18 protein-coding genes and 2 pseudogenes are annotated in these 21,499 nt (G+C 73.2%); 7 read left to right on the top strand and 13 right to left on the bottom strand.

Going from position 1 to position 21,499, the window contains the following annotated elements:
• Positions 1-93: 93 nt before the first annotated feature.
• Both PV682_RS30720 and PV682_RS30725 read right to left on the bottom strand, forming a co-directional pair.
• Positions 94-681: a TetR/AcrR family transcriptional regulator gene (locus PV682_RS30720; protein ID WP_319735036.1), complete on the bottom strand. Its 588-nt coding sequence runs from the start codon at positions 679-681 to the stop codon at positions 94-96.
• Between the two features lie 82 nt (positions 682-763).
• A complete protein-coding gene (locus tag PV682_RS30725) occupies positions 764-1,726 on the bottom strand; it encodes a helix-turn-helix transcriptional regulator (RefSeq protein ID WP_319735037.1) in 963 nt (320 codons plus the stop codon).
• Between the two features lie 96 nt (positions 1,727-1,822).
• Here PV682_RS30725 and PV682_RS30730 point away from each other — a divergent pair, with 96 nt between their 5' ends.
• Positions 1,823-2,245, top strand: a complete 423-nt coding sequence (locus PV682_RS30730) for a VOC family protein (protein WP_319735038.1) — start codon at positions 1,823-1,825, stop codon at positions 2,243-2,245.
• A 24-nt stretch (positions 2,246-2,269) separates the two neighbouring features.
• On the opposite strand, the gene PV682_RS30735 is transcribed toward PV682_RS30730, so the two are convergent.
• The 4 genes and pseudogenes from PV682_RS30735 to PV682_RS30750 form a co-directional block, all read right to left on the bottom strand.
• Positions 2,270-2,752 carry an SRPBCC family protein gene (locus PV682_RS30735; protein WP_319735039.1) on the bottom strand — a complete coding sequence of 161 codons (483 nt, stop codon included), beginning with the start codon at positions 2,750-2,752 and terminating at the stop codon, positions 2,270-2,272.
• Positions 2,753-2,785: 33 nt separating this feature from the next.
• Complete coding sequence (locus PV682_RS30740) at positions 2,786-4,168, bottom strand: flavin monoamine oxidase family protein (protein WP_319735040.1); 1,383 nt, start codon at positions 4,166-4,168, stop codon at positions 2,786-2,788.
• Positions 4,169-4,377: 209 nt separating this feature from the next.
• A pseudogene (locus PV682_RS30745) lies at positions 4,378-4,949 on the bottom strand (discoidin domain-containing protein); the annotation flags it as partial.
• Positions 4,950-5,137: 188 nt separating this feature from the next.
• Positions 5,138-5,899, bottom strand: a complete 762-nt coding sequence (locus PV682_RS30750) for a nuclear transport factor 2 family protein (protein WP_319735041.1) — start codon at positions 5,897-5,899, stop codon at positions 5,138-5,140.
• Between the two features lie 166 nt (positions 5,900-6,065).
• On the opposite strand from PV682_RS30750, the gene PV682_RS30755 reads away from it, so the two are divergent.
• The gene (locus tag PV682_RS30755; protein ID WP_319735042.1) at positions 6,066-6,989 is read left to right on the top strand and encodes a helix-turn-helix domain-containing protein; all 924 of its coding nucleotides are present in this window, start codon (positions 6,066-6,068) and stop codon (positions 6,987-6,989) included.
• Between the two features lie 108 nt (positions 6,990-7,097).
• Here PV682_RS30755 and PV682_RS30760 read toward each other — a convergent pair whose 3' ends face one another.
• Complete coding sequence (locus PV682_RS30760) at positions 7,098-8,000, bottom strand: alpha/beta hydrolase family esterase (RefSeq protein WP_319735043.1); 903 nt, start codon at positions 7,998-8,000, stop codon at positions 7,098-7,100.
• Positions 8,001-8,052: 52 nt separating this feature from the next.
• Positions 8,053-9,681: a glycoside hydrolase family 27 protein gene (locus PV682_RS30765; protein ID WP_319735044.1), complete on the bottom strand. Its 1,629-nt coding sequence runs from the start codon at positions 9,679-9,681 to the stop codon at positions 8,053-8,055.
• 381 nt (positions 9,682-10,062) lie between these two features.
• Here PV682_RS30765 and PV682_RS30770 point away from each other — a divergent pair.
• Positions 10,063-11,094: pseudogene (locus PV682_RS30770) on the top strand (endo-1,4-beta-xylanase); the annotation flags it as partial.
• A gap of 52 nt (positions 11,095-11,146) precedes the next feature.
• Here the strand turns inward: PV682_RS30770 and PV682_RS30775 are convergent.
• The 3 genes from PV682_RS30775 to PV682_RS30785 are packed head-to-tail and all read right to left on the bottom strand — an operon-like array spanning position 11,147 to position 12,557.
• Complete coding sequence (locus PV682_RS30775) at positions 11,147-11,530, bottom strand: toxin Doc (protein WP_319735046.1); 384 nt, start codon at positions 11,528-11,530, stop codon at positions 11,147-11,149.
• Positions 11,530-11,769: a hypothetical protein gene (locus tag PV682_RS30780; protein ID WP_010359597.1), complete on the bottom strand. Its 240-nt coding sequence runs from the start codon at positions 11,767-11,769 to the stop codon at positions 11,530-11,532. Before PV682_RS30780 ends, PV682_RS30775 begins: the two co-directional genes overlap by 1 nt.
• A gap of 14 nt (positions 11,770-11,783) precedes the next feature.
• The gene (locus tag PV682_RS30785) at positions 11,784-12,557 is read right to left on the bottom strand and encodes an AraC family transcriptional regulator (protein ID WP_407705768.1); all 774 of its coding nucleotides are present in this window, start codon (positions 12,555-12,557) and stop codon (positions 11,784-11,786) included.
• 82 nt (positions 12,558-12,639) lie between these two features.
• Here PV682_RS30785 and PV682_RS30790 point away from each other — a divergent pair, with 82 nt between their 5' ends.
• Both PV682_RS30790 and PV682_RS30795 read left to right on the top strand, forming a co-directional pair.
• Positions 12,640-13,458, top strand: a complete 819-nt coding sequence (locus PV682_RS30790; RefSeq protein WP_319735048.1) for a phytanoyl-CoA dioxygenase family protein — start codon at positions 12,640-12,642, stop codon at positions 13,456-13,458.
• Positions 13,455-13,730, top strand: a complete 276-nt coding sequence (locus tag PV682_RS30795) for a hypothetical protein (RefSeq protein ID WP_055722065.1) — start codon at positions 13,455-13,457, stop codon at positions 13,728-13,730. The genes PV682_RS30790 and PV682_RS30795 overlap by 4 nt, the downstream gene beginning before the upstream one ends.
• Here the strand turns inward: PV682_RS30795 and PV682_RS30800 are convergent, their stop codons facing one another.
• On the bottom strand, positions 13,731-16,085 hold the full coding sequence (locus PV682_RS30800) for a SpoIIE family protein phosphatase (RefSeq protein ID WP_319735132.1): 2,355 nt from the start codon (positions 16,083-16,085) through the stop codon (positions 13,731-13,733).
• A gap of 127 nt (positions 16,086-16,212) precedes the next feature.
• Entirely contained in the window at positions 16,213-18,444 is a 2,232-nt protein-coding gene (locus PV682_RS30805; RefSeq protein WP_319735049.1) for a helix-turn-helix transcriptional regulator, read from the bottom strand.
• Between the two features lie 205 nt (positions 18,445-18,649).
• Between PV682_RS30805 and PV682_RS30810 the strand changes: the two genes are divergently transcribed.
• Complete coding sequence (locus PV682_RS30810) at positions 18,650-19,897, top strand: DUF418 domain-containing protein (protein ID WP_319735050.1); 1,248 nt, start codon at positions 18,650-18,652, stop codon at positions 19,895-19,897.
• A gap of 259 nt (positions 19,898-20,156) precedes the next feature.
• On the top strand, positions 20,157-21,425 hold the full coding sequence (locus PV682_RS30815; protein WP_319735051.1) for a glycoside hydrolase: 1,269 nt from the start codon (positions 20,157-20,159) through the stop codon (positions 21,423-21,425).
• Positions 21,426-21,499 lie beyond the last annotated feature (74 nt).

Raw genomic sequence — 21,499 nt, forward strand, 5'->3', positions numbered from 1 at the left:
GCGCCGTCGATCGCGGCGGCCCGCTCCCGCTCGGCCGTCCGCTGCCCGCTGGAGTCCCAGGGCCCCGCAAGGGTCGCCGCCCCCACGGGCGTGTCAGGCCATCGCCAGGACCGCCTTGAGCAGCTCCTGGAGGCAGGCCCGTTCGGCTTCCTCGTCCGGTGCGGACAGGTGCTGGGTGGTGAGGCCGTCGAAGGCGGCGAGGAAGAACCGCGCGGTCGTCCCGGCGGGCCGGGTGAGCGGGTGGCCGGTCCGTTCGGCGGCCTGGGTGATCAGCCGCGCCGTGACCGCGATGATCCCGGTGAAGTGGTTGTCCAGGGCGCCGCTCAGGTGCGGGGTGCGCAGGGCGTACATCGTCAGCTCGGTCAGCAGCTGGTAGGAGCCCGGCTGGTCGATGACGGTCTGCCACAGGACGTCGATGAGCGTGGCGAGGGACTCCGCGAAGGTCCCGTCGGCCGGCGCGGACCGCTCGGCCTGGGCGACCAGGTCCTCGGTGAGCTGCTCCATGACCGCCCGGTACAGCTCCTCCTTGGTGCCGAACAGGTAGTGCACGGTGGGCTGCGCCACGCCCAGTTCGGCGGCGATGGCCCGGGTGCTGCCCGCGGCGACCCCCTCGCGGGTCATGAGGTCGATGGCCGCTCTGATCAGTTGAGGGCGGCGTTCCGCCGCGGACACGTGAGCCATGCCTGCATGCTAGGCGATCAAGTCCCTTGCTCCTGTCGACCGATAGGATCGGATGACAAGGGAAGTGGGGTCGGGGGCGTTCTCACCTCGCCCGCCTGGCCCCCGGCGACTCGGCGGCCCGCGCGTAGCGGGCGGCGAGGCCCGCGAACGCGGCGGCCAGTTCGGGCGGCCCGACGACCTCGGTCTCCGCGTCGAAGCGGCCGATGGCGGCGGCGAGCCCGGTCCACGACCAGGAACCGGCGGTGAGCCGGCAGCGCCGGGGACCGAGTTCCTCGACGATCGCGTCCTCGGCGAAGGGCGCGACCTCGGCGGCCGGGAGGTGCAGGACGACCTCGCCCCGGCAGGGCCACGCGGTGGCGGTGCCGTCGTTGCCCCGGAACCGGCTGGTGACGAAGGCGGCGACGCTTCCGCCGGGGAGCTCGCGCGGCGTGAACCTAGGACCTGTCGGAGTGCGGGGCCGGACCCGGTCGACGCGGAACGTGCGCCAGTCCGCGCGGTCGAGGTCCCAGGCCACGAGGTACCAGCGCTGCCCCCGGGTGACCAGGTGATGGGGCTGGACGCGCCGCAGGCCACCGGGCGTGTGATCGAGACGCAGTTCCTCGCGGGCGTGGATCGCGCGGCTCAGCTCCACCAGGACCTGAGGGTCGACCGGGTCGGCGGAGGGCCGGACGGCGGTGACGCGCAGCAGGTCGATGCGGTGACGCAGACGCGACGGCAGGACCTGGCGCAGCGTCGCCAGGGCGCGGGCGGCGTCCTCGGCGACGGCCGTACCGGCCGCCGCCGTCCGCAACGCGACCGCCAGGGCGACGGCCTGGCCGTCGTCGAACAGCAGGGGCGGCAGCTGGGCGCCGGCCTCCAGTCGGTAACCGCCGCCCGGCCCCTTCACCGTGCTGATCCGGTACCCGAGTTCCCGCAGCCGGTCGATGTCACGGCGCACGGTGCGCGGGGTGACGGCGAGCCGCCCGGCGAGATCCCCTCCCGACCAGTCACGGTGCGTCTGAAGCAGGGAGAGCAGCGCGAGCAGCCGCGACGACGTTTTCCGCATGTGCCCCATCCTCACGGAAGTACAGGACCCACCCTGTCCTCCACCTCCGCCACAGTGGTGGCGCGTTCACCACTCGACCGAGGCAAGGAGCAGCACATGTCCATCACGACCACCACCCACCTCAACTTCCGGGGCACCGCACGCCAGGCACTGGACTTCTACCGGTCCGTCTTCGGCGGAAGCGCCCTCGCCGTCACCTACAAGGACGCGGGCGCCGTACAGGACGAGAGCGAAGCGGACTGGGTGATGTGGGGCGAGGTCCGCGCGGACAACGGCTTCCACGTCATGGCCTACGACGTCCCCTCCCGCCTCCCCTGGAGCCAGGGCGACAACCCCTTCTTCGTCTCCGTGCGCGGCGACGACCCGGCGGAGGTCACCGCCCTCTGGGAGAAGCTCGCCGACGGCTCGACCGTCGTACGCCCCCTGGAGCCCGCCCCGTGGGCCCCGCTGTACGGCATGCTCACCGACCGCTTCGGCGTCACCTGGGTCCTGGACGTCACCGCCCCCTACCAGGGCTGAACGCACCCGCCCGGGCCGGTGGGGTCAGGGGGCGGTCGCCGTCGCCTCGGAGCGCAGCAGGCGGCCGAGGTTGGCCATGGAGGCCCGCATGTCGACGCGCATACCGGGCTCCTGGATCCGGTTGAGGAACTGTCCGAGGGGGCCGAGTCCGATGGTGTACTCCACCTGGTACGTCATCTCGGTCCGCTCCCGGCCCTGGTCCCCGATCGGCTGGAACTCGAAGATGCTGGTCATGTCCCGCAGGGGCGCGAACCCGGTGCCCGTGTCGACCCGGCAGGCCATCGGGACGACGTCCCGGACCGTCCAGACGGACGAGGTGCGCAGCGGCCCGAGGGTGCGGTTGCGTTCGGCGTACGTCTCGCCCTCGACGGCGACGCCGTGGTGGCGGGTCACCTCGATCACCCCGGCGACCCACTCGGCGTAGCGGTCGGTGCGGGAGACGACCTCCCAGACCCGGTGCACGGGGGCGTCGATGACGGCGTGTTCGGTGACGATGAAGGAGTTCATGGGGGAAGTGCCTTTCACTGCGGCGGTCGCCGGTCAGCCCTGCTTGAGGAGTTCGGTCGCGGCGTCCTGCCCGGAGCGCACCGCGCCGTCCATGAACCCGTTCCAGTACGGCGAGAACTCGGCACCCGCCCAGTGCACCCGCCCGAACGGCCGGCCCATCCACTCGCCGAAACCGGTGAGCACGCCCGGCGCCGCGACCGAGGTGGGGCCGCCCTGGGTCCACTGCTCGGCCGTCCAGTCCTGCTCGACGTAGTCGACCGTGTCGAACGCGCGGTCCCCGACGACCTGCGCGAAGGACCGCAGGACGGCGCCCCGGCGCTCCTTGGCCGGACGGTGGGCCCACGTGCGCCACTCCTTGCCGCCGAGGAAGCCCATGAGGACGCCCTGACCGCCGTCCGGCGGGGAGTTGTCGAACATCTCCCGGATCGGGGAGCCCCCGCGCAGCAGCCCCATGCCCGAGAGCCCCTCGGCCCGCCAGAACGGCTTGTCGTAGACGGCCACGCACTTCATGAGCGTCCCGAACGGGAGCCGCTGGAGGAGCTGGTCCTGCTGGGCCGGCAGCAGCGGGTCCCACACGATCCGCGAGGCGAGCACCGGCGGTACGGCGACCACGACATGGCCGGCCCGCCAGGTCCCGGCGTCCGAGACGACGGTGACGCCGGTGGAGTCCTGGCTGATACGGCGCACGGGCGCCGAGAGGTGGACCCGGCCGTCGAGCTCCACGGCCAGCCGCTGCGCGACGAGCTGCGAGCCGCCGACGAAACGGCTGTCCTGCGCGCCGCCCGTGGTGCCGGTGCCGCGCTCCATCGTGCCGGGGTGCGTCTCGTCGCCGAACGTCGCGACGTACCAGAGGCTGAACAGCGCCGACGCGTCCCGCGCCTCGCCGCCGTACGCGGAGTTCAGGAAGATGTTGATCAGGTCGACGCCGGCGCCGGTGATCTCCGCCTTGCGCAGCCAGCTCTCGTACGTCATGCCGTCCAGCTCCCGCGCCTTCGCCGCCTGCCACGGGGCGTGCGGGGGCACCTTCGCGGCGGCCTGCGCGATCCGGGCCAGGGCGATACCCATGTCGGGGAGGGCAAGCAGGTCCGGAGGGGTGTGGCCGGAGTAGCGCTTGGCCCTGCCGTCGTGCACGTAGACGTTCTCCCCGGGGATCTCGGCGCGGTAGGTGTCCACGCCGACCTCGCGGGCCAGGGCCAGGATGCGGTCCTGGGTGGGGCCGACGAACTGCCCGCCGATCTCGGTGACCTGCCCGTCCCCGAGACGGTGGTTCAGCAGCCGACCCCCGACCCGGTCCCGCGCCTCCAGCACGGCGACGGACCGGCCGGCCGCCACCAGCTCCCGCGCGGCGGTCAGCCCGGCCAGCCCCGCCCCTATGACGACGACGTCCGTCGTGTTCTCGTTCTGCCCGCTGCTCATGGCCACTCCTTGTCGCGTGCTTCGGTGCCCTCACCGTACAGGCAACTTGGTCAAGTGACAATATCGAGCGGTAATGTCGAGTGACAGGGTCGAGTGATTGCTGTGAAGATGCAGGTCAGTGGCGGGCTACTCCCCAGGATGCAGTCCTTCGTCCGTGCCGCCGTCGGTGAGCCCCCGGCGGCGCCTCCCTCCGCGCGGGACGAGCCGGACCACGGCCACTGGACGACCTGCGTGCCGTTCGCGGTCCCGCCCCTGACGTCGGCCACCTTGCCGCTGTGCCGCGCGACCAGCCGGTAGACCGCGCCGTCTTGAGGGTCCGGTCGCCGGGCCGGCCGCCGCTCGCGACCTGGGTGAAGGAGACCCCGTCGGTGCTCGTGTGCACGGTGTACGCGGTGATGTCGCCGTCCGTGGAGCCGGTGCGGTTCCACTGCTTGGGGTCCAGGGACGAGACGCCGCTCCAGACGCCGCCGAGGTCGATGGTGACGGACTGGGGCAGCGGCAGGCTCCAGGTGGACCAGCAGGTCTCGAAGCCGCGGTCGCTCAGCCCGTCGATCGCGTGGAGCGGGCCCTCGCCGGTGTGGAAGGCGCTGACCGGCGTGACGGGGTGCTCGACGCGCGGGGGCTGCGCGGGCAGCGGGGGCCTGGAGGCGTCCGGGCTCCAGGCGGCGCCGGCCTCGGCCAGGCACCGCACGATGTTGGCGTCGAGCACGCCCTCACGGTTCGGCGAGCAGTTGAGGATGAACGACGTGTACTTCGGTTCGAGGTCGACCAGCCGGGCGAGGCTGTCCTGGGGCAGGTCGGCGGCCCGGGCTTGCGAGCCCGGGCCGCAGGTCAGAGGCAGCGGCGTCGCGACGGCGGTCGCACCGGCTGCATCCTCAGGGGGAGTTGAGGTTTTTGCTCAGGTTTGGCGCGATGGGGCGACTGCGAGACGTTACATGGATCGCCCCCCCCGTCACGGCGTCCCTGCCGTCAGAACAGGCCGTTGGGGTGGGGGAGTTCGGCCGGAACAGGGGCGATGACGTCCCAGTGTTCGACGATCTTGCCGTCGGTGACGCGGAAGAGGTCGTAGTAGGCGACGGGCACGCCGAACTCGCCCTCGGACTGGGTCAGGACGAACTCGCCCTCGGCGATGACCCGGTGGACCTTCCGGTAGACGAGGTTCTTGCCCTGCTCGGCCCACTTGGCGGCAGCCGCGCCGAACCCGTCGAGGCCGTCGGCGGCGTCGGGGTTGTGCTGGTGGTACGTGTCGGTGGAGATGTAGTCGGCGAGCACCGAGTAGTCGGCGCCGACGAGGACCTTCTCGGCGAACTCGGCCACCAGGGCACGGTTGGCGTCGGTCGCGCCGGGCTCGGTGACCTCGGCGGGACCGTCCGTCTGGGAGCGGCCGGAGACGGTCGCGGCGACCAGCGGGGTCAGCGCGTCCCAGTGCTCGGCCAGCTTGCCGTCCGCGTCGACACGGAAGATGTCGAAACCGACCAGCGGGACCGGACCGAAGCCGTGGTACGTGCCGTGGAGGACGACGAGGTCGCCGTCGGCGATGACCCGGGCAGCGTCGTAGCGGAAGTCCTCGCCCAGACCGGCGACGAGCCCGCGCAGCGCCTGCGGGCCGTCGGCGGCGAGCGCGCTGTGCTGCGTGTAGTGCGCGGCCACCCAGCGGTCCACGGCGGAGGGGTCCTTGTCGCCGAAGAGTTCGGCGGCGGCCTGGAGGACCGTGTTCTTGGTGCTGCTCATGACTGTCTTCCTTGCGTGAGGATCTGAGGGGGGACGACACCCGCTATCGAGCGGTGACATGGACAAATTAGGCCCGCCAGCGGGGGACGTCCGTGGCCGTTCGCGACGGATGATGTTCAAAAGCCGACATGCCCCGACCCGGGCGGGCCGGGTAGAGTCGCGACCGATGGTGGCCGGAGAACGACACAGACCCCCGCGGAAGATCCCCGAGATCCCGTTCGCCGCGCCCGCGGGCACCCCCGCCGGGATCGAGGTCATGACGCTGGCCGAACTGCGGCGCCGGGTCGCCGGACCCGCGCTGACCCGGCCGCAGCGCCCGGACTTCCATCACCTGCTCGCCGTCACCGCGGGCGGCCTCCGGCACACCGTCGACTTCCACGGCTACGCCCTGACGCCGGGGTCCTGGCTGTGGGTGCGCCCCGGGCAGGTGCACCAGTGGGGCGACACCGGCAGAGCCGAGGGCACGCTGATCCTCTTCCGGGAGGACGCGCTCGACCGGACCACCGCGACGGCCGCCCGCGTCGACGACCCGCACGCGGCCCCGGCCACCACCCCGGCCGGCGACGACGCCGCCGCCGTGGACCTGGCCCTGGACCACCTCGGCCGCGAGTTCCGCTCACTCGGGCAACTGCCCCTGGACGTGCACGTACTCGCCCTGCGCAACCTCCTCGCGGTCCTGCTGCTGCGCCTGGCCCACCTCAGCGCCCCCGCCGGCAGCCCCGCCCTGGAGCCGGACGAGACGTTCCTGCGGTTCCGCGCCGCGGTCGAACGCGACTTCGCCCGGACCCGGCGCGTGGAGGACTACGCACACCAGCTCGGTTACTCCGCCCGCACACTCGCCCGGTCGACCGACCATGCCGCCGGGCTCAGCGCCAAGGAGTTCATCGACCGCCGGGTCATGCTGGAGGCCAAGCGCCTGCTCGCCCACGGGGACCGGACCTCCGGGCAGATCTCCGGCCAGCTCGGGTTCAGCAGCCCGTCGCAGTTCAGCAAGTACTTCGCGCACCGCGCGGGCCTGTCCCCGCTCGACTTCCGCAGGACGGTCCGGGGACGCGCCGAGGACGACGGGCCGCGCCCGGAGGGGGAGTGAAGCGGCCGACCGCCTGCGCCGTGCCGGCTGGGACACGGCGCAGGGGCGGCTGGCCTCACGACCGGTGCCGGGGTGAGCCGACCCCGGCGAACCGCGTCCGGCCGTGAGTCAGCTGGTCCGGAACTGGGTGAAGAACCGCCAGATCTCGGCGGGCAGCCAGGTCCGGGAGCCGCTGTCGCCGGGGGCGCCGTCCTGCGGGGCGGCGATGTGGCCCTCGTCGAACGCGGCCCAGGCGACGGGATGCCCGGCCGAGCAGCCCGCGTACGTGGTGACGCGGTGGCTGAGGCTGCCCTGGGCGGGCTCGGGCGGGTTCTGCGCGGTGCAGCCGTTGTTGCGGACGAACCGGTCGCGCAGCGAGCGCCCGCCGGCGATGCCGAGGACGTTGTCCCGCAGCCCGTGCACGCCCAGGTAGGCGATGGGCTGGGTGCCACCGGAGCAGCCGCTGAGCTGCCCGCCGCTCTGGACGGCGACGGCGCGGAAGACGGTGGCGCGCGAGCAGGCGAGGGAGTACGACATGGCGGCGCCGTAGCTGAAGCCGAGGGCGAAGCGCTGCGTGGTGTCCACGCACAGGCCGTCCTCGATGCGCCGCAGCATGGCGTCGGTGAAGGCGACGTCCTCGCCGCCGGAGTTCGCCCACCCGTTGTTGAGGCCCTGGGGCGCGACGAAGATCGCGCTGTTGTCCGCGAGCCGCTGGAGCCCGTAGTAGGCCCAGGTGCCGGTCTCGACCGTGCGGCCGGTGGAGACGTCGGTGGAGGTCCCGCCCAGCCAGTGGAAGCCGAACACGAGCCGGTAGGGGCGGTTGCGGTCGTAGCCGTCGGGGACCTTGAGGATGAACGTGCGGTTCTTGCCGCCGCTCTGGATCGTGTACGTCCCGTTGCCGAGGGCGGGCGCCTTGCCGCACCCGGCGGTGGGGGCCGCCGCGGCGGCGGAGGCCGGGGCCGGGGCGCCCACCCCCAGCACGAGCAGCGCCGCCACGAGGGCGGACCATAACGCGGAGCGTGTCCTGGTCATCGGGGAACTCCCGTCTGAGGGGGGACGTGGGGGGGGATGTGGGGGATCGGGGTCAGCTGCGGGTCCACCGCTGGCCGGCGCGCCCGTCGCAGCTCCACAGGACCAGCGCGGTCCCTTCGGCGGTGCCGCCGCGGTCGGTGTCCAGGCACTTGCCGGCGTGGACGTTGCGCAGGGTGCCGTCGGACGCGGCGGTCCACTTCTGGTTGTTCTGGCCGTTGCAGGACCAGGTGATGACCCGGGTGCCGTCGGCGGTGCCCTGGTCGTAGGCGTCCAGGCACTTGTCGCCGAAGACCCGGACCTCACCGCCGGCCCAGCTGGTCCACTGCCGGTCGGCGGCCGTCTCACAGCCCCGGATCGCGGCGGCAGCCCCGGCCGCGGTGGAGGACCCGGTCACGCCCAGGCAGCGGCCCGACGCCGGGTGGCGCAGCAGTCCCGAGGTGGAGGCGAGCGGGGTGCCGCCGCTCACGCGGAACGCGGCGACGCCGTGCGCGGGGACGCTCGCCGACAGGGAGCCGGACGAGGTGGCGCCGGTCCACAGGTCGGTGAGGGTGAACGGCCCGCCGGACAGGCCCACCTGAGCCGGCGTCGTACTGACCGTCGCCGTCGCGGAGCCCCGGTTGAACAGGCCCACGGCCACCGACCCGTCGGCCAGGGGCTTGGCGAACACCTCGGTGGCGCCGTCGTCGCGCACCCGGCGTCCGCCCGCGCCGAGCGGGTCCTGGTTCACGGCGAGCAGCCGGGGGTTGCGCAGGATCGCGCTGACGTCGGCGGACATCGTCCGGATGTCGTTGCCCGCCATGAGCGGGGCCGCCATCAGCGCCCACAGGGCGAAGTGGGAGCGGGACTCGGCGAGGGTGAGCCCGGGGCGGCCGACGACCAGCATGTCCGGGTCGTTCCAGTGGCCGGGCCCGGACTGGGCGGCGAGCGGGGCGTTGATGTCGAGGACGTTGCCGACGCCCATCGGGTAGCTGTTGGTGTTGCCGTTCTGCCAGATGTCGAGCAGATCCTCGGTGGTCCGCCACAGGTCGGCGACCTGGCCCCAGTCGTAGGTGGAGCCGGTGATGGCGTGGAAGCTGTTGGGGTTGATGCTGTAGACGATGGGCCGGCCGGTGGCGCGCAGGGCGTCGCGCATGAGGCCGAAGCGGGCGACCTGTTCGTCACGGGTGCCCTCGGAGGAACACCAGTCGTACTTCAGGTAGTCGACGCCCCAGGAGGCGAACGTGGCCGCGTCCTGCGCCTCGTGGCCCCTGCTGCCGGTGGACCCGGGGAAGGCGCCCGTGGTCTGGGCGCAGGTGCGGGTGCCGGGGACCTGGTAGATGCCGAACTTGAGGCCCTTGCCGTGGATGTAGTCGCCGAGCGCCTTCATCCCGGAGGGGAACTTCGTCGGGTGGGCGCGCAGGGCGCCGGACGCGTCGCGCTGCGGGTCGAACCAGCAGTCGTCGACGACGACGTACCGGTACCCGGCGTCGCGCATACCGGAGGACACCATCGCGTCGGCGGCCTGGCGGACCTGGGCCTCGGTGATGCCGCAGCCGAAGCTGTTCCAGCTGTTCCAGCCCAGCGGCGGGGTGAGCGCCGGGCTGCCGGGCGCGGCCGAGGCGGGGGAGGGGGCCGTGGCCGCGACGGACAGGGGGAGGGCCAGGGCGGCGGCGGTGAGGAGACGGAGCAGTCGTCTGAGCACGGGGCTCCTTCCGGGAGCGTCAGACAGCGGAGGACTGACCTGGTCGACCGGTATGCGTCACGTATACGTCCCGCACGGAACGTTCGAAATTTCGTGCCGATTTCGGATCGCTGGTGGGAGGGACTCTAGAGAGACTTCCGGCCGTGTCAACAGCATCGCGACCGCCGGTCGGCCCGTAAAGGGCGCCTTCCCCGTGAAGCGCAGGTCGGAGGCGGAAAGTGTGAACATCCCCAACCTCGAAACATTTCGGTTCCAAGTCCGAATCATGCGAGACATATTGACGGGATGTCTGAGGCCCCCCATCATCCAGTTCTGCTCGACGCGTCGATTCGCTCTTCTCCACCGCGCGACCCCACCCCCCGCAACCGTCCGAGGAGAACCATGAATCCCCGCACGCCGCACCACGCCCTGCTGGGCAGCCTCACCGCCGTCACCCTGCTGGCCGGCGCCACCGCCGCGGCGGCGCTCCCCGACGCCGCTCCCGCACCCGGCGTCAAGGCGTCCACGTTAGGCGCCCAAGCCGCCCAGTCCGGCCGCTACTTCGGCACAGCCGTCGCCTCCGGCCGCCTCGGCGACGGCACCTACACCGGCATCCTGAACCGGGAGTTCAACCAGGTCACCGCCGAGAACGAGATGAAGTGGGACACGGTCGAACCCTCCCGCGGCTCGTTCAACTTCGGGCCTGGCGACCGGATCGCGAGCCAGGCGTCCTCGCACGGCCAGAAGCTGCGCGGCCACACCATGGTCTGGCACCAGCAACTGCCCAACTGGGTCAAGTCGATCGGTGACGCGAACACGGTCCGCAGCGTCATGAACAACCACATCACCCAGCTCGCGAACCGCTACAAGGGCCGCATCCACTCCTGGGACGTCGTCAACGAGGCGTTCGAGGACGGCGGCAGCGGCCGGCACCGCTCCTCGGTCTTCCAGGACCGGCTCGGCGACGGCTTCATCGAGACCGCGTTCCGCACCGCCCGCAGCGCCGACCCGGCCGCCAAGCTCTGCTACAACGACTACAGCATCGAGGACTGGAACGCGGCCAAGACGCAGGGCGTCTACCGCATGGTCCGCGACTTCAAGAACCGCGGCGTACCGATCGACTGCGTCGGCTTCCAGGCCCACTTCGGCGCGGGCGGCCCCCCGTCGAACTTCCAGACCACCCTCGCGAACTTCGCCGCCCTCGGCGTCGACGTACAGCTCACCGAGCTCGACATCGCGCAGGCCGGGACGAACGCCTACGCCAACGCCGTGCGCGCCTGCCTCAACGTCGCGCGCTGCAACGGGATCACCGTGTGGGGCATCCGGGACAGCGACTCGTGGCGCAGCCGCGAGAACCCGCTGCTGTTCAACGCGGGCGGCGGCAAGAAGCCCGCGTACAACGCCGTCCTGACGACCATGGGCGGCACCCCCTCCTGACCGGCCCGTGGCAGGGGAGCGCGCCCGCTCCATGGGAGCGCTCCCCCTGTCAGATCCGCCAGGAACGCAGCGTCTCCGCGACCGCGAATATGGTCAGCCGGGTCTCGCGGCACTTCCTGATCAGCTCGGACAGGGCTCCGTAGGGCGGGTTGATGCCCTCGCCGGACTGGTCCAGGTACTGGGTCGCCACGAACGCCGCGAAGAGGCTGTTGCGGTGGGGGAGAGGTTCGAGGCGCGCGATGGTGTGCAGGAGCGCGGCGGCCCGCCAGGCCGCATCGGGGTTGGACGCCGCCAGCGTCGGCATCCGCGTCCGGTGCCGGGCCACGGCCGCGACCAGGGCCGAGTAGTCGGTGACCGACACGTCGTCGGCGCCGAGCGCGGCCTCCTGGACGTCCAGGAGCCACGAGACGTCGATGTACAGGGTCTCGCTCATCAGGCGGCGGCGGTTCCGTCACCGCGCTGCGAGGGCGGGATCTCGTCCGGGAACGCCTGGTCGAACTCCTCGCGCAGCTTCTCCGCCCACGACGCGGCACCGGCCACGAACTGCTTGCGGCGCAGCTCCCGCACCCCGAGGTCGTGCAGATACTGCTTGAGACTCTTGCCTTCCGCCGCGGCAGCCGCGCGGACGCCTTCCATTTCCTCGTCGGTGAAAGTCACGTTCAGTGAGGGCATACGCCCGATGGTACCTAGTCGGTACCACGCGGCGCCAGCACAGCCGCCCGCACCGCACGCGGACTCGCCCCGAGCTCACGGCGGCACGCCTTGTTGAACGCCTGGAGATCCGCGATCCCGACCGCCGCCGCGACGGCGCCGATCGACAGCGTCGACGACAGCAGCAGATGGCGGGCGCGCTGGAGACGCCGGTGACGGATGTAGGCGACGACCGTCCGGCCGGTCTCGGCACGGAACACCCGCGTCAGATGGGTGTGCGAGACCCCCACGGCCCGCGCCACGTCCGGCACGGACAGCGGCCCGGCGAGATGCTCCTCGACGTACGCCCGCGCGGCGGCGACGAAGGGATGCGCCCGCCCGTCCGCCTCACCCCCCGGCAGCTCCGCGACGCGCCACAGCGCCGCCCACACCTCGGCCGCGGCCCGCGCCGGAACCGCGGCCGTCACGGCACGCCGCAGCAGATCGGCCAGGCGCGCACTCTCCGCGCCGGCGTCCTGCATCACCGGCACCGTCCGCGCGCTCCCGCCCCGCGCCAGCCGCAGATGCACGTACAGGTGCTCCGACCGGCCCCGGTAGCGGAAGCGCACCTCGGTGTCCGGCGGCACCAGGCTCACGTGGCCGGGCCGGATGGCGTGCTCCGACCGGCCCAGGGACAGGGTGCCGTCGTAGTGGTAGAGGTGCAGCTGCCACAGGCCGGGCAGCCGGAACACGTCGTGCGCGGTGGCGACGCCGTGCACCCCGATCCCGGCGGCGACGACAGCGGGCGGCTCGTCGAGCCGGAGCGTCACATGGTCCACGAGGCCGGAAAACTACCAGCAGTCGACGATTCGCGCCCACGACCGGGGCGCCGGGAGCCCGTACGGTCGTCGTATGTCAACCAGCAAGCACCTCCTGACGTCGGTTCAGGTGGCGCGGTTCGTCGCGCGAGGATTCCTGCGGCTCGACGGGGTGGTACCGCCCGGGATCAACGAACGCGCCGTCGCGGCCCTGGACGAGAACCTGCCCCCCGTCCCCTACGGCACCCCGCTCGCGGAGGCGTTCGCGCCGGGCACCTTCGTCCACGACCTGATCGCCCTGCCCGCCGTCGCGGGCGCCGTCGAGAGCCTGGTCGGCCCCGGTCCGACCGTCGACCACCAGGCCGTCCACGTACGCGAACCGCACGAGGGACAGGCACAGCCCCTCCACGGCGACGCGATCATCGACGTACGGCCGGACGCCTTCGACATCCAGCTCATGTACTACCCCCACGAGGTGACCCCCGCGATGGGCGGCACCCTCAGCGTCCCCGGCAGCCATCTGCGCCGCATCAACGAGACCGACGTCGGCCGCGTCCAGAACCTCCGGGGCCAGACCCGGCTGACCTGCCCGGCCGGGACGGTCGTCCTCGTGCACCACGGCATCTGGCACAGCGGCCGGCGCAACGACACCGCCAACCGCCGGTACATGTACAAACTCCGCCTCAACCCGACCGTGCCGCAGGTGCGGCTGTGGGACACCGCCGACCTCCACGACCCGGCCGTCACCGACGAACTCGGCGTCCAGCTCCCCTGGTACGAGCAGGCCACCGCCCGCCTGGAGATCTACAACCGGGTCCTCCTGTGGCGGGCCCTGACCGGCGACGACTCCTTCGACGTCGAGTACTGGGTCACCCGCGTCACCAACCGCCCCGCCCTTCGGAGCCACGCATGAGACAGCACGTCCTCGTCCTCTACCTCGCGACCTCCGCACTCGACTCCGACGTCGTCGGCTGGTCCCGCTACGACGGCACCGCCCGCACCCGCCCCACGACCGGCGACAGCGACGAACCGCCCTACCCCACCGGACTCGCCGCCCTGCACGACGGATGGCGCCTCTTCCAGACGTCCCAGCTCCTGCCGCCGCAGGCCGGGCACGAGTACGACGTCTCGTTCCTCAAGCACGAGTTCTTCTTCGAGAAGCTGGAGGAAGGAGGCACCGGCTGACTACAGGGTCTGCGCGCACCAGATCGTCTTGCCGTCGGCGCTGTGCCGGGTGCCCCAGCCCTGGGTGAGCTGGGCGACGAGCAGCAGGCCCCGCCCCCCTTCGTCGAAGGCCCGCGCCCGGCGCAGGTGCGGAGCGGTGCTGCTGGCGTCGGAGACCTCGCAGATCAGCGTGGAGTCGCGGATCAGCCGCAGCCTGATCGGCGGCGCCCCGTACCGGATCGCGTTGGTGACCAGCTCGCTGACGACCAGTTCGGTGACGAACGCGGCCTCCTCAAGCCCCCAGGACTCCAGCCGCTCGACGGCGAACTTGCGCACCAGGGGGACCTGCGCGGGGTCCGGCTCGACGTCCAGGGCGGCGACGTGGTGGCGGGCCAGCGCGCGGGTACGGGCGAGCAGCAGCGCGGCGTCGTCGGTGCGGCGTGCGGGGAGCAGGGCGTCGGTGACCGTGTCGCACAGGGCGTCCAGGGAGACGGCCGCCGGGTCCAGGAGCCGTCCGAGGTCGGCCGCCCCCCGGTCGAGGTCGCGCTCGCGGCTCTCCACCAGCCCGTCGGTGTACAGGGCGAGCAGGCTGCCCTCGGGGAGCTCCAGCTCGGCCGACTCGAACGGCAGCCCGCCGACCCCGAGCGGCGGACCCGGCTGCGCTGACACCGGGACCGCGCTGCCGTCCGGCGCGACCACCAGCGGCAGCGGATGCCCGGCGCTCGCCAGCGTGAAACGCCGGGAGACGGGGTCGTACACCGTGTACAGACAGGTGGCGCCCGACTCGCCCGCCGAGTGGAGGTCGTCGCCGAGGTGCAGGACGAGGTCGTCCAGGTGGGTCAGCAGCTCGTCCGGCGGCAGGTCCACGTCGGCGAGGGTGCGCACGGCCGTCCGTAGCCGGCCCATGCTCGCCGAGGCGTGCAGGCCGTGGCCGACGACGTCCCCCACGACCAGGGCGACCCGGGCGCCGGACAGCGGGATGACGTCGAACCAGTCCCCGCCCACCTCCGAGTCGCTGCCGCTGGGCAGATAGCGGTACGCCGCCTCGACCGCCTCCTGGCTCGGCAGCCCGCTCGGCAGCAGCGTGCGCTGGAGGGTCAGCGCGGTCGCCCGCTCCCGCGCGTAGCGGCGGGCGTTGTCGACGGCGACGGCCGCTTTCGCCGCCAGCTCCTCGGCCAGGATCAGGTCGTCGGCGGTGAACGCCTCCGGCCGCTCCAGGCGGGAGAAGGCGACGACGCCGAGCAGCGCGCCGCGCGCCCGCAGCGGCACGGTGATCCGGCCGGTCAGCCCCTCCCCGGCGAGGGACGGGTCGATCAGCGGGTTGCCCGGCGGCCAGTGCGCCGGGTCGGCGGCGAGGCCGGGACCGAACGCCCACTCGCCGCCCTGACCGGGTTCGGCGGCGAGCTGCACGGCCGACACACCGGTGACCAGGCAGCGCGCCGCGATGCTGCCGGGTGCGTGCTCCACCGGCAGCATCGCCGGGCCGGTGCCCTCCCGCGCGCTGTGCCGGGCGGCCCGCACCAGCGCGATCCGCTCACCCGGGGCGAACGCCGCAGGGGGCTCCTCGCCGTGCAGCACCTCGGCGAAGAGATCCACGGTGACCAGGTCCACGAACCCCGGCACCGGCGCCCTCGCCAGCTCCAGCGCGGTACCGGAGACGTCCAGCGTGCGGCCGATGCCGGCGCTCGCCTCGTTCAGCAGCAGCAGACGCTGCCGCGCCCAGTACTCGGCGCTCATGTCGAAGCCCCAGTTGGCGACGGCACGGATCTGGCCGTCGCCGTCCCGCACCGGCCACATGCTGGTCGCCCACGCGTTGGCGTAGTCGCTGCCGAGCGGCTGGAACACCGTGATCAGCCGCGCGGGCACACCCGTCCGGGCCACCTCGGCCAGCCGGTCCGTGTACGCCTTGTCGTCCAGCTCGGGGAACAGCTCCCGGTACTTCTCGCCGCGCACCTGCTCCTCGGAGTGCGCCATCACCCGGCACGCGGAGGCGTTCACCCACAGGAACCGCAGGTCGGGGTCGTAGATGCCGAGCGCGAAGGGGCACTGCTCGAAGGCCCGGTCCGCGACCACCGGGCGGCGCCCCCAGGGCTGCGCGGTCACCGCGTGGCCCAGCGTCCGCCCGTCGGGACCGGCCAGCGGGTGGGCCGTCAGCACGGCGTCCACCGTCGAGCCGTCCCGGTGGCGCAGCGCGAGAGGGGCCGTGCCGAGGCGCTCGGGGAAACCCGGCGGCGGGGCAGTGGCCAGCAGCCCGGCCACGGGGCGGCCCACGAGGTCCTTAGCCGTCCATCCCAGCAGCAGCGTGCCGCCCTCGCTCCAGCCGCTGACCATCCCGTCCGGATCCACCACGGCGACGGCCGTGGGCGCGTCCTGCATGCCGGTCGTCTCCACGCGCTACGCCTCCGTGCGAACAACGGTGCCCGTCAGGGCCGGGTCCAGCGGTTGGACTCAGCGTAGATCGGACACCGCGCCGGGGCGCTTCGACCGGCACCCGGCCCGCTCGTCAGGCCTCCTCGCGGACCGCCGGTTCGTTCGCCGCCCACCAGGCCGCGACCTGGGCCGGACAGGTGAAGCCGAGCTTGGCAAGCACACTCTGGAGGTGGCCCTCGACCGTCCGGGGGGAGCGGCCCAGGGCGACGGAGATCTGACGGCTGTCCAGGCCCCGCGCCACATGGGCCGCGACCTCACGCTCCTTGCGGGTCAGCGCCGGGGCCGCGCAGGCGGCGCCGAGCGCGAGGCCGACCGCCCGCCGGGGCGTGTCGTACCGGGCGCCCTCCGCGAGCGCCTCCGCGTACCCGTCCGGGCCGAGCGCCGCGACGACCGCCTCCTCGCAGCGCGCCCGGGGCTCGGCGAAGTGCCCGGCGCAGGTGGACCCCAGCTCCCTGGCCAGCGGCCCCAGCGTGCCCAGCAGCAGGGCCGCGCGCCGGTGCTCGCCGAGCGCGGCCGACCCCCAGGCCAGCACCTCCAGGGCCATCGCGACCCCCGCGTGGTCGTGGAAGTCCCGGTGGATCTCCAGCGCGGTGCGCAGCACGGCGGTGCTCTCCTCGGCGCTGCCCCGCAGCCAGGCGTCGTACCCGAGGACCCACAGCGCGTAGGCGCGGGTCAGCCGCTCGCCGTGCGCGTCGGCCGTGGCCACAGCGCGCCGCGCGGTCCGCACCGACGCGGGGTCGCCGAGATACATCTGCGCCAGCGCGAGCTGGAACAGCCAGCGCAGCGCCGACGCCTCCCCTTCCCGCTCCGACTGGACGGCCACCGCGCCCTCGAAGAGCGCCACGGCGTCCCGCGGCCGGCCCCGGTACAGCGCCAGCGTGCCGCGCTCACCGCGCACGTACGCCCGCAGCAGCGGGTCGCCGAGCAGCTCGCCCAGCGTGTCCGCCTCGTCGAGACGGTGTCCGGCGGTGTCGAGGTCGCCCTGCATCTGGGCCACCCAGGCCGCGGTCCACAGCGCGGCGGCCCGCGCCGGCGTGGGCTCGGGGGCGTCGGCGAGCGCCTGGTCGAGGCGGCGGCGCCCCTCGCCGACGAAGCCGTTGCAGCACCAGTGGAAGCCCAGCGCCGCCGCCAGCTCCAGACGCGCCTGACCGTCACCGGCATCGGCGTGCGCGGGCCGCTCCAGGGCCGCCAGCACGTTCCCGTGCTCCGCCCGCAGCCGCGCCAGCGCCCGCTCCTGGCCGGGACCGAACCAGCCGGCGGCGGTGCGCCGGGCGAGGGCGAGGAAGAAGTCGCGGTGGCGCCGGGCCGTCCGCCCCCGCTCCCCGAGCCCGGCGAGCCGCTCCTGCCCGTACGCGCGCAGCGCCTCCAGCATCCGGTAGCGCGGCCCGCTGTCCCCCTGCTCGACCAGCACCACGGACTGCGACACGAGCCGGTCGAGCAGGTCCACCACTTCCCAGCGGGAGACGCCCTCTCCGCCGCAGACCTCCTCCACCGCCTCCAGCGTGAAACCGCCCGCGAAGACCGACAGCCGGCTCCACAGCGCCCGCTCGGCCGGCGTGCACAGGTCGTGGCTCCAGTCGATCGCCGCGCGCAGCGCCGGCCGGCCGGGGGACAGCAGGGCGAAGCGGTCCTCCAGCCCCGCCGCGACCTCCGCCACGCCCAGCGTCAGCAGCCGCGACGCGGCCAGCTCGATCGCCAGCGGCAGCCCGTCCAGACCGGCGCACAGCCGGGCGACCTGCGCCCGGTCCGCCTCCCCGACCCGGTGGGCCGCGCCGATCTCCCCGGCGCGCACCCGCAGCAGCTCGGCCGCCTCCGCCGGGGACAGCGGCGCGAGCGGGTACACGCACTCACCCGTGACGTCCAGCGTCCGGCGGCTCGTCACCAGGATCCGCAGCCCGGGACAGGCGGGCAGGAGCGCGCTGACCAGCTCGGCGCAGGCGTCGACCAGGTGCTCGCAGTTGTCGAGGACCAGCAGCGCGCGCCGTTCGGCCAGATACCCGGTGAGCTGCTCCAGCGCCGGCCGCACCCCCAGGTCCGGCAGGCCCAGGGCGACGGCGGTCGCGGTCGCCACCGCCGCGGCCTGCCGGACGGGGGCGAGCGGAACCAGCCACACACCGTCCGGCGCGCACCCGCCGAGGCCGGCGGCTGCCGCGAGGGCCAGCCGGGTCTTGCCGATGCCGCCGGCGCCGGTCACCGTCAGCAGCCGCGCACCGCGTACGGTCCGGCGGACGTCCGCCAGCGCCTGTTCCCGGCCTACGAAGGCCGTGGCCGCCGAGGGGGTTCCCGGCGCGAGCACCGTCGTCATCTTCACCCTCCGGGGGTCGCCGTGTCCGCCGCACAGCCCGGGGCCACTCTGCGCGACCGAGAGCGATCACAGATGACGGGAGGGAAAACATTCGGTCAAAACGTGGCTTTTCCCGACGTGCGGAGAGCGTCCCCGCCGGTCGGCGGGCCCCCTCCCCCCGACCGGCGGATGGCCGACCGGCAGGCGGGCACGGGAAGTTGAGCAGGTGACCGAGATCGACAGCGCCGACAAGGCGCCCTTACACCCCCCACGCACACCCGGGCCCGCCACGACGACGCCCCCCGCGACGTCGACCGCGCGGCTCGTCGGTGTCGACCTCGCCCGCGCCCTCGCCGTGTTCGGGATGTTCGCCGTGCACGTCGGCCCCTTCCCCGACCCCGACGGCGGCGTCGGCGACTGGTTCCTGGAACTGGCCAGCGGCCGGGCCTCCGCCCTGTTCGCCACCCTCGCGGGCTTCTCCCTGATGCTCATCGCCGGCCGCCGCGAGCCCAAGACCGGCCTGGCCGGACGCCAGGCCAGAGCCCGGATCCTGATCCGCGCCGCGATCCTGCTCGTCGTCGGCAGCGCCCTGGCCATGACCGACTTCGGCGGCGCCGGCATCCTGAACTTCTACGCCCTGTACTTCCTGCTGGCCATCCCCCTGCTGAAACTGCGGGCCAGGACCCTCGCCACGATCGCCGTCACCCTTGCGGTCGTCACCCCCCAGCTCGCCTTCGTCCTGCGCGCCCTGCTCACCGAGTCCGCCGTGCGCACCATCGACGCCTACGACCCCCTCGCCCGCATCAGCGGCGTCGGCGTCCTGGACCTCGTGCTCACCGGCCTCTACCCGGCGATCACCTGGATGACCTTCGTCGTCACCGGCATGACCCTCGGCCGGCTCGACCTGGCCTCCCCGGCGGTACGGCGCCGCCTCGCCGCGACCGGCGCCGCGATGATCGCCTTCGGGTACGGCGTCGCGTGGCTGCTGCTGCGCGTGACCGGCGGCGCCCAGCACCTCACCGGTGGCATGCCGAAACCCGACGGCCTCGCGAAGGGATCGGCGTCCTTCGACATGCCCGTCGGCAGCGGCCTGTGGGACAGCGCCTGGGGGCTGATCGCGGCCGAACCGCACAGCGGCTCCACCCTCGACCTCATCGGCAGCCTCGGCATCGCGATCACCGTGATCCTGTGCGCGACGCTGGCCATGGAGCGCCTGCACCGACTGCGCCGGCTGGCGGCCCCCGTCATCGCCGTCGGCACCATGTCCCTGACCCTGTACGTCGGTCACATCCTGGTCATCCTCGCCCTGCCCGGCGAGTCGGCCACCCCGCCGCAGTCCGCCTCCACCGCGCTGCTGCTCTCGTTCATCGCCGGAGCCACCCTGTTCGCCGGGGTGTGGTCCCGCTTCGCCAGGCGAGGCCCCCTGGAGCATCTGCTCAACCTCGCCACCCGACGGGCCAGTTCCCTCCGCTGAGCCCGGCGGAAGGCTCCCCCTTCAGCGCGAAGGGGGAGCCTTCTGTTTGCCCGTGCGGAGAGCCTTGACCCTGCCGGGCGGCGTCGTTACCTTGCGACAGATCCGCCACGTGGACACCGTTCAGCATGCCGAACAACGCCGGTGTCTCTCCAGCCGTGTGGCACCACCTCCCACAGCAAGGGCAGCCCCTGGCGGTGGGAGCGCTCCCGGAAGACCCGTGCCCCCGCACGGGACGGGCACATCTCCACGAGGAGGGGACATGGCACACCGAGCACCCACCCGCAGAACCGTCCTGACGACCCTGGGCGCCCTGCCCGTGCTCACCGCCGCGGGCACCTCCGGCGCCACAGCCCGCACGATCACCGCCACCGCCGTCATCAACCCCTCCGCCACCCGGCAGACCATCCGCGGCTTCGGCGGCATGACCCACACCGCCTGGATCGGCGACCTCACCGCGGCCCAGCGCGACACCGCCTTCGGTACCGGCGACGGCCGGCTCGGCCTCTCCCTGCTGCGGGTCCCCGTCCCCGAGGACCGCGCGGCCTGGAGCCGCGACCTCGCGACCGCCCAGCGCGCCACCGCCCTCGGCGCCTCCGTCATCGCCTCCCCGTGGAACCCGCCCGCGTCCATGGTCGAGCGATTCGTCCGCGGCACCCAGACCGACGCCCGGCGCCTCCGGTACGACATGTACGCCGCCTACGCCCGCCACCTCGACGACTTCACCGCCCACTACCGCGCAGGCGGCGTGAACCTGTACGGCATCTCCGTGCAGAACGAACCCGACTACGCCCACGACTGGACCTGGTGGACCCCCGCCGAGATGGTCCACTTCCTGCGGGACAACGCCGGCGCGATCAGCACCCGGGTCATCGCCCCGGAGTCCTTCCAGTACCTGAAGAACATGTCCGACCCGATCCTCAACGACCCGGTGGCCCTCGCCAACACGGACATCGTCGGCGCCCACCTCTACGGCACCTCCCTCGCGAACTTCCCCTACCCCCTCTTCAAACAGAAGGGCGCGGGCAAGGAACTCTGGATGACCGAGGTCTACCACCCCAACAGCTCCGACTCCGCCGACCTCTGGCCCCAGGCCCTCGACGTGGCCGAGCACATCCACCACGCGATGGTCGACGCCGAGTTCCAGGCGTACATCTGGTGGTACATCCGGCGCGGCTACGGCCCGATGCGCGAGGACGGCCAGATCAGCAAACGCGGCGCCGCGATGGCCCACTTCGCGCGGTTCGTGCGCCCCGGATACGTCCGGGTCGACGCGACGGCCGGCCCCGCGGCGAACGTCTACGTGTCGGCGTACCGGGGCGGCGGCTCCACGGTCGTCGTCGCCGTCAACAAGGCGGCAGGCGCCGTGAGCCAGCAGTTCACGCTGGTGAACAGCGCCCCGTCGACGGTCGCGTCGTGGCTGACGGACGCCGGCCGCAACGTCGCCTCCCAGGGGACGGCGAGCGTGGCGAACGGCACCTTCACGGCGACGCTGCCCGCGCGCAGCGCCACGACGTTCGTCCTGCGCTGAACCAGAGGCCCTGCGCTGTGCCAGAGGCCCTTCGGGCATCCGCTCCACCCGCCGGCGTCCGGGGCGAGCCCCGG

Source organism: Streptomyces niveiscabiei (genome assembly GCF_033794345.1).
In the GTDB taxonomy this organism is placed as follows: Bacteria; Actinomycetota; Actinomycetes; order Streptomycetales; family Streptomycetaceae; genus Streptomyces; species Streptomyces niveiscabiei.